This is a genomic window from Saccharopolyspora sp., assembly GCF_017434145.1.
GTDB lineage: Bacteria > Actinomycetota > Actinomycetes > Mycobacteriales > Pseudonocardiaceae > Saccharopolyspora_C > Saccharopolyspora_C galaxeae.
Genome location: NZ_JAFRFW010000043.1, coordinates 1 through 7,338, shown reverse-complemented (window position 1 = coordinate 7,338; position 7,338 = coordinate 1). Strand labels below are relative to the sequence as shown.

Annotated in this window: 8 protein-coding genes; 6 read left to right on the top strand and 2 right to left on the bottom strand. The window is 70.6% G+C overall.

The window, feature by feature from the left end:
• The 6 genes from IJH84_RS01145 to IJH84_RS01120 form a co-directional block, all read left to right on the top strand.
• Window positions 1–586, top strand: a 586-nt coding sequence (locus IJH84_RS01145) for an ACP S-malonyltransferase (RefSeq protein ID WP_295139192.1), incomplete at its 5' end; no start/stop codon positions are given.
• A complete protein-coding gene (locus IJH84_RS01140) occupies window positions 583–1,563 on the top strand; it encodes a beta-ketoacyl-ACP synthase III (RefSeq protein ID WP_200071028.1) in 981 nt (326 codons plus the stop codon). The genes IJH84_RS01145 and IJH84_RS01140, both read left to right, overlap by 4 nt.
• Window positions 1,564–1,630: 67 nt before the next feature.
• Window positions 1,631–1,870, top strand: a complete 240-nt coding sequence (locus IJH84_RS01135; protein WP_295139189.1) for an acyl carrier protein — start codon at window positions 1,631–1,633, stop codon at window positions 1,868–1,870.
• Window positions 1,867–3,114, top strand: a complete 1,248-nt coding sequence (locus IJH84_RS01130) for a beta-ketoacyl-ACP synthase II (protein WP_200071026.1) — start codon at window positions 1,867–1,869, stop codon at window positions 3,112–3,114. The genes IJH84_RS01135 and IJH84_RS01130 overlap by 4 nt, the downstream gene beginning before the upstream one ends.
• 34 nt (window positions 3,115–3,148) lie before the next feature.
• Complete coding sequence (locus tag IJH84_RS01125; protein ID WP_295139185.1) at window positions 3,149–4,597, top strand: acyl-CoA carboxylase subunit beta; 1,449 nt, start codon at window positions 3,149–3,151, stop codon at window positions 4,595–4,597.
• 138 nt (window positions 4,598–4,735) lie between these two features.
• Window positions 4,736–5,620, top strand: coding sequence for an alpha/beta hydrolase (locus IJH84_RS01120; protein WP_295139182.1), 885 nt, complete (start codon window positions 4,736–4,738; stop codon window positions 5,618–5,620).
• 9 nt (window positions 5,621–5,629) lie between these two features.
• Here the strand turns inward: IJH84_RS01120 and IJH84_RS01115 are convergent, their stop codons facing one another.
• Together IJH84_RS01115 and IJH84_RS01110 are read right to left on the bottom strand one after the other, a co-directional pair.
• Entirely contained in the window at window positions 5,630–6,205 is a 576-nt protein-coding gene (locus tag IJH84_RS01115; RefSeq protein ID WP_295139179.1) for a hypothetical protein, read from the bottom strand.
• Window positions 6,206–6,265: 60 nt separating this feature from the next.
• Window positions 6,266–6,769, bottom strand: coding sequence for a DUF3145 domain-containing protein (locus tag IJH84_RS01110; protein WP_200071022.1), 504 nt, complete (start codon window positions 6,767–6,769; stop codon window positions 6,266–6,268).
• Window positions 6,770–7,338 lie beyond the last annotated feature (569 nt).

Sequence of the window (7,338 nt, the reverse complement as noted above, 5' to 3'; positions counted from 1 at the left end):
GTGCGCGCTGGAGCCGACCGCGATGTCCGCGGTGATGGGCGGCGACCCGGAAGCCGTGGTGGAGCACCTGACCAGCCTCGGGCTGGACCCGGCCAACCGCAACGGTGCCGGTCAGATCGTCGCCGCAGGCCGCAAACCCGCGCTGGAAGCGCTCGGCGAAGAACCGCCGGCGGGCACCAAGATCCGCCCGCTGCCGGTGGCCGGGGCTTTCCACACCCGATTCATGGCCCCGGCCAGGGACGCCTTCGGCAAGCAGGCCGACGACGCGGCGGCCGCGCCGCCCAAGCTGCCGCTGCTGTCCAACGCCGACGGCGCGGTCGTGGAAGACGCCGACGAGATCGTGCGCCGCCTGGTCGAGCAGATCACCCGCCCGGTGCGCTGGGACTCCTGCATGAGCACCCTCGCCGAGCGCGGCGTCGGAGCCGTCGTCGAACTCCCCCCGGCGGGCACCCTGACCGGGCTGGTGCGCCGCGAGCTCAAGGGCACCAAGACGGTCGCGCTGAAAAAGCCCGAAGACCTCGACAAAGTCGCCGAACTGCTGGACGCGGACCGCACCGGCGCCGACACCTCCGGGAGCGATGCGTGAGCACACCCACCCTGCGCCAGTCCGCCGGCCCGGCGGCGACCAAGCTGCTCGGCTTCGGCAGCACCCAGGGCAACCGGGTGGTGACCAACCACGACCTGGCCGAGGTCGTCGACACCAACGACGAGTGGATCCAGCAGCGCGTCGGCATCGTCAGCCGCCGCCTCGGCGATGACGACCAGAACGTCGTCACGATGTCCATCGAGGCCGGTTCCAAGGCGATCGCGAACGCGGGCCTGACCCCGGCCGATGTGGACCAGGTGATCATCGCCACCTGCACGATGCCCGGCGGCATCCCGAACGCCGCGGCGCAGGTCGCCGATCAGATCGGGATCACCGCATCGGCCGCGTTCGACCTCAACGCCGCCTGCGCCGGGTTCTGCTACGCGCTGAACACCGCATCGGACCTGGTGCGGGCCGGTTCGGCGGGCCGGGTGCTGGTGATCGGCGCCGAGCGGTTCCAGGAATGGCTGGACTGGGAGGACCGCGCGAACTGCATCATCTTCGCCGACGGCGCGGGCGCGGCCGTGGTCGGACCGGCCGACGAACCCGGCATCGGGCCGGCCTCGCTGGGCAGCGCGGGCGATCTGGTGGACACCATCTACCTGCGCGATGGCAAGTACATCTACCAGGAAGGCCAGTCGGTCTTCCGGTGGGCGACCACGCAGATCGCGCCGGTCGCCAAGCACGCCGTCGAACTCGCCGGGCTCGAACTGTCCGATGTGGACGCACTGGTCGCGCACCAGGCGAACCTGCGCATCGTGGAAGCGATCGCCAAGAAGCTGCAGAGCCAGGGTGCCCGCGACGACCTGGTGATCGCCCGTGACATCGTGCATTCCGGCAACACCTCCGCCGCTTCGATCCCGCTCGCCATCGACCACATGCGGTCGGCAGGCGAGATCTCCAGCGGGGACGTGCTGCTCCTGGTCGGCTTCGGGGCCGGACTGTCCTACGGCGGCCAGGTCGTCATCTGCCCATAGAGCGATCGCGCTCACCAGTACCGCCGCGGGCGCAGCTCCGCGGTGCACCAACAAGGAAGGAACCACCGTGGCGAACGAGGAAATCACCAAGGGACTCGCCGGGATCGTCGAAGAGGTCGCCGGGGTAGACGCCGATGACGTCGCCGTCGAGAAGTCGTTCGTCGACGACCTGGACATCGACTCGCTGTCGATGGTGGAGATCGCCGTCCAGGCCGAGGACAAGTTCGGCGTCAAGATCCCCGACGACGAGCTGGCGAACCTGAAGACCGTGGGTGATGCGGTGGACTACATCACCAAGAACGCATGACGGCGACCGAGGTCGTCGTCACCGGGCTGGGCGCGACGACGCCGCTGGGCGGCGACGTCGCGTCCACCTGGGACGGACTGCTCAACGGGCGCAGCGGGACGCGCAGGCTCGAAGCGGAGTGGGTCGAGACCTACGACCTGCCCGCCAAGATCGGGGCTCCGCTGGCGGTCGATCCGTCCGAGGTGCTGCCGCGGGTGCAGCTGCGCCGGCTGGACCGCTGCGAGGCGGTCGCGATGATCGCGGCGCGGCAGGCGTGGAGCGACGCGGGCTACGAGATGCCGACCGACGAGCACGAGCCGGTCCAGCCGGAGCGCCTCGGCGTCGCGCTGGGCACCGGCATCGGCGGCCCGATGACGCTGCTGGAGCAGGACGATCTGCTGGAGAACCAGGGGCTGCGCAAGATCTCCCCGCTGACCGTGCCGATGCTGATGCCGAACGGCCCGGCCGCGCACGTCAGCATCGAACTGCGGGCGCGCGCGGGCGTGCACTCGCCCGCCTCGGCCTGCGCGTCCGGCGCGGAAGGTCTGGCGCGGGGCTGGGAGATGATCCGCAACGGGCAGGCCGACGTGGTGGTGGCAGGCGGTGCGGAAGCCTGCATCCATCAGATCACCGTCGCCGGGTTCTGCCAGGCCCGGACCTTGAGCACCCGCAACGACGATCCGGAACACGCTTCCCGCCCGTTCGACACCGGCCGCGACGGGTTCGTGCTCGGCGAAGGCGCCGGCGTGGTGGTGCTGGAAAGCGCCGAGCACGCCAAGGCCCGCGGTGCGCGGATCTACGGGCAGCTCGCCGGGGTGGGCATCACCTCCGACGCGCACCACATCACCGGCAACCACCCGGACGGCATCGGCCAGATCAACGCCATGGTCCAGGCCGCGCACACGGCCGGGTTGTCGCCTTCGGAGGTCGAGCACGTCAACGCGCACGCCACCTCCACGGTGGTCGGTGACGTGGGCGAGGCCGCGGCGATCCGCAAGGCCGTCGGCGACGGCGTCACCCTGACCGCGCCGAAGAGTGCGCTGGGGCACCTGGTCGGCGGTGCGGGCGCGGTGGAGAGCATCGCGACGCTGCTGTCCATCCACACCGGACAGATCCCGCACACGCTGAACCTCGAGGAGCAGGACCCGAAGGTCGAGCTGGACGTGGTCACCGACAAGCCCCGGCAGGTCGCGCTGTCCACCGCGGTCAACAACTCCTTCGGTTTCGGCGGGCACAACGTCGCGCTCGCGTTCACCAAGGCCTGAGCACCCGATCCGCCACACCGACCAGGGGGAACCGATGACCGCATTGGACGACCGACCGAGTACCGCCGAGGCGCCCGAGCCCGCTCCGGCCGACTCCCGCGATCCGCAGCTGCGGCTCGCGCAGCTGCTGGACGCGGGTTCGATCGAGCCGCTGCACGAGCCCGACAGCAGCGGCGTGCTGGCGGTGCGCGGGCGCATCTCCGGCGTCAAGGTGATCGTCTACTGCACCGACGGCACCAAGATGGGCGGTGCGATGGGCATCGACGGGTGCCTGCGCATCGTGGACGCCATCGATGCCGCGGTGCGGGACCGGTGCCCGGTGCTCGGGGTGTGGCACTCCGGTGGCGCCCGGCTGCCCGAAGGCGTGGAGGCGCTGGACGGCATGGGCCAGGTGTTCGCCGCGATCATCCGCGCTTCCGGGCAGGTGCCGCAGATCTCCGTGGTGGTCGGTCCCGCCGCGGGCGGTGCCGCCTACGGGCCTGCGCTGACCGACCTGGTGATCATGGCGCCGGACGGGCGGGTGTTCGTCACCGGACCCGACGTGGTGCGCAGCGTCACCGGTGAGCAGATCGACCAGGAGGGGCTCGGCGGCGGCGAGGCGCACGGCACCAAGTCCGGCGTCGTGCACGTCGTCGCGAACAGCGAGAACGACGCCTACGACCGCGCCCGCCGGTTCACCGGCCTGTTCGCCGCACCCGGCGTGTTCGACCCCGCTTCGGTGCAGGATGGCGAGGATCTGCGGGCGCTGCTGCCGGACCGGCCGCAGCGTGCCTACGACGTCAAGCCGGTCATCCGCGGCATCCTGGACGAACGCGAGGACGGCTCCGCGGAATTCGAGGAGCTGCAGGCCAAGTGGGCGCCGAACATGGTCGTCGGCCTGGGCCGCCTCGGCGGCCGCGCGGTCGGCGTCATGGCGAACAACCCGTTGCGCAAGGGCGGTTGCCTGGACTCGCTGTCGGCCGAGAAGGCGGCCAGGTTCGTGCGGCTGTGCGACTCGTTCGGCATCCCGCTGCTGGTCATGGTCGACACCCCGGGCTACCTGCCCGGCCTCGGGCAGGAGTGGGGTGGCGTGGTTCGACGTGGCGCGAAGCTGCTGCACGCCTTCGGCGAGGCAGTCGTGCCGCGGGTGACGCTGGTGCTGCGCAAGTCCTACGGCGGTGCGTACATCGCGATGAACGCCCGCTCGCTCGGCGCGACCACCGTGTTCGCCTGGCCCGAGGCGGAGGTCGCGGTCATGGGCGCCAAGGCCGCCGTCGGCATCCTGCACCGCAAGGCGCTGGCGGCCGCACCCGCGGAAGAACGCGAAGCGCTGCAGGACAAGCTCGCAGAAGAGCACGAGCGCGTCGCGGGCGGTGTCGACCGGGCCGTGTCCATCGGTGTCGTCGACGACGTCATCGAGCCCAAGGACACCCGCCGCCGCGTCGCCGAAGAGCTCGCCGGTGCACCCGCCGGGCGCGACAGGCACGGCAACATCCCGCTCTGATCGCGAGCACGACAACGGCCCACCCGGTTCTTGCGGGTGGGCCTTCGTCATTTCCACGGCGCAGTTTGTGCGCTGCCGAATTCGGGTATTCCAGCTGCGCGCGATGCCGTTGATGCGACCCGAGGAGGTGGCGCGGAAATGGTGAGCCTGCACAGCAAGGCCGTCATCGCGAAGTACTGGCTCACCGGGCAGAAACGCATTTTCCGCACCGCCGGAAACTTGCGCCGAAGCGCCGAGGACAACCAGTCCGAAGCGGCGCAATTGCCGGATTGGCTGCGCGAACGGCACGTGGTGACCGGAAGCGACGTGCGCGGCCACCGCTGCTTCACGATCCGCCCGCACCGGCCGCAGAGCTCGCGGCACATCTTCTACCTGCACGGCGGCGCTTACGTGCACCAGGTGGAATCGGCGCACTGGCGATTCTTCAGCCGCCTGGTGGACGAGACTTCGGCGACGGTGACGATTCCGCTCTACCCGCTGGCTCCCAGGCACCAGTACGACGAAACACTCGCGATGGTGTGGGACGCACACGAATCAGCGCTGCGCGACGTGTCCCCCGCCGACCAGGTGATCATGGGCGATTCCGCGGGCGGCGGGCTGAGCCTTTTCCTCGCGCAGCGGCGGAAATCGCAGGGCCGTGCGCAGCCGCGGCGCATCGTGCTGATCTCGCCGTGGCTGGACATCACGGTCACCCACCCCACGATGCCGGCGCTGGACCGGCACGACCCGTTCCTCGGCATCGAGGGGCTCCGGGAAGCCGGCCGCCTGTATTCGGACGGGCTGAATCCGCACGATCCGCGGGTGAGCCCGATTTACGGGGAACTCACCGGATTGGCGCCGCTGAGCGTGTTCATCGGCACCCGTGATGTGCTGCTAGCGGATTCCCGGCGGCTGCGGGCGCTTGCCGCGCAACGCGGCGTCGAGCTCGATTACGAAGAATACCCGGGAATGTTCCACGGCTGGATCCTGCAGGAACTACCCGAAGCCCACGAAGCGACCCGCCGGATCGCCGCGCGGTTCTGATCGGGCCTCTCAGCACGGTCGGGCGACCGCCGCCCCGGGTGGCGTGACGTCCACCCGGAACGCCCCGGAGTCCAGCACCACCGGATACACCACCGACCAGTTCAGGCAGGGCTCGTTCATCCCGGAAGGAGCGTCGCTGGGCTTCTGGGTGCTGACGAAGCTCAGCAGCAGCCGCAGCGAGTCGTTCGGCCCTGGTTCGATCCGGTGCACCTTGATCGCCGAATCCCGCGTGCTCTCGTATTCGCGCTTCCACTTCGCTTCCGGCAGCTGCCGCTGCTTGGCCTGCACGACGGTGTTCTTCCAGGTGTCGTACTGGCGCAGGTTGATCGCGTTGAAGTGCAGCTGCAGCGTCCAGTGGATCTTGCTGCTGTCCGGGTGGGCCTGCGCGTCCGGGGAGAACTCGATCTCGGTGAGCCCGGAGTTCTGCGGCTGCGCCTTGGGCGCCTGCCCGGCCGAAGCGGCGCTCGGACGCGCCGTCGCGCGGTCCAGCAGCAGCCCGCCGACCACCGCGCCGAGCAGCACGGCGATCGCGAGGGGCGCGCCCCACTTCAACCAGGACAACCGGGCGGGAGATCTCGACTGCACGCCGATCAGGCTCCCACAACGCACCGGCAGCCCGGGGCGCACCCGGATACGAACCGCCGTTCAGCCCACCCGGTGCAGCCAGCTGACCGGTGCGCCATCGCCCGCACCGCGGAACGCTTCCAGCTCTTCGTCCCAGGCCGAGCCGAGCAGCTGGTCGACGCGGTGGGTGAACGAATCCGGGCCGCGGCTGTTGGCCGCGAGCGTGCGCAGCTGGTCCTCGCTGACCACGATGTCGCCGTTGGCGCTGGTGCAAGCCCACCACAGCCCCAGCCCGGGCACGTGGCAGAACCGTTGCCCGTCCACCCCGGGACTGGGGTCCTCGGTGATCTCGAAACGCAGCATCGGCCAGGCGCGCAGCGCGGTGACCAAGCGCGAACCGGTGCCGGGTGCGCCGCTCCAGGTGAGTTCGGCACGCAACTGCCCGGCCGCGGCCGGTTGTGCCGTCCAGCGGAGTTCCGCCCGGATCCCGAGTGCGCTGGACACAGCCCACTCGACGTGCGGACAGACCGCAGACGGCGACGAGTGGACGTAGACCACGCCACTTGTGCTGCCACGGGTGCTCACTGCTGACCTCCGCTGTTCGACGAGGGACGTCTTCCCCTACGACCTCGCCACCGGCGTTGCCCGGTCACCGCTGCGCAAGCGGGTGACCCACAGCGTGCGGCGTCATTCTGCACGTGCGATGAGCGCGGGCGCCAGACGAAGTTGATGAAGACCCCGACCGGGGAACCGCCCGCACCGGCCGGGGCACCACCCCGCCTGGTCTCGGCGGCGCGGGATCGTCGCAGATCGAGACGCTGCGCGGCGGATCTTGCGCGCTCGGAAGGAGCAATCGCGGCGGTACTCCGGCCGGGGGCATTACCACTCTTTCGGAGGAGGGTGCGCGAGAATGCGGTGCTGCCCCGGCCGCGCTGCTGGGCCGGGCGCCGGTAGGGGACCGGATTCGCCGAACGGAGACAGCGATGCGCGTGGTGCGGCTCGGCAAGGAGCCCAGCGAGATCGGCGCGGACGTCCGCGCGGCCATTTCGGCTTGGGGCGCGGGCGACGGCGTGCTCGGCGGGATCGCGCTGTTCGGCGTCCGGCCGCCGGGCGGGCCGCGCGAACTCGATGCCGTGCTGGTGCTGCCGCACGGG

Coding starts and splice junctions, on each gene's coding strand:
- IJH84_RS01130 (WP_200071026.1), top strand. CDS start 1,867: ATGACGGCGACCGAGGTCGTCGTCACCGGGCTGGGCGCGACGACGCCG.
- IJH84_RS01125 (WP_295139185.1), top strand. CDS start 3,149: ATGACCGCATTGGACGACCGACCGAGTACCGCCGAGGCGCCCGAGCCC.
- IJH84_RS01120 (WP_295139182.1), top strand. CDS start 4,736: ATGGTGAGCCTGCACAGCAAGGCCGTCATCGCGAAGTACTGGCTCACC.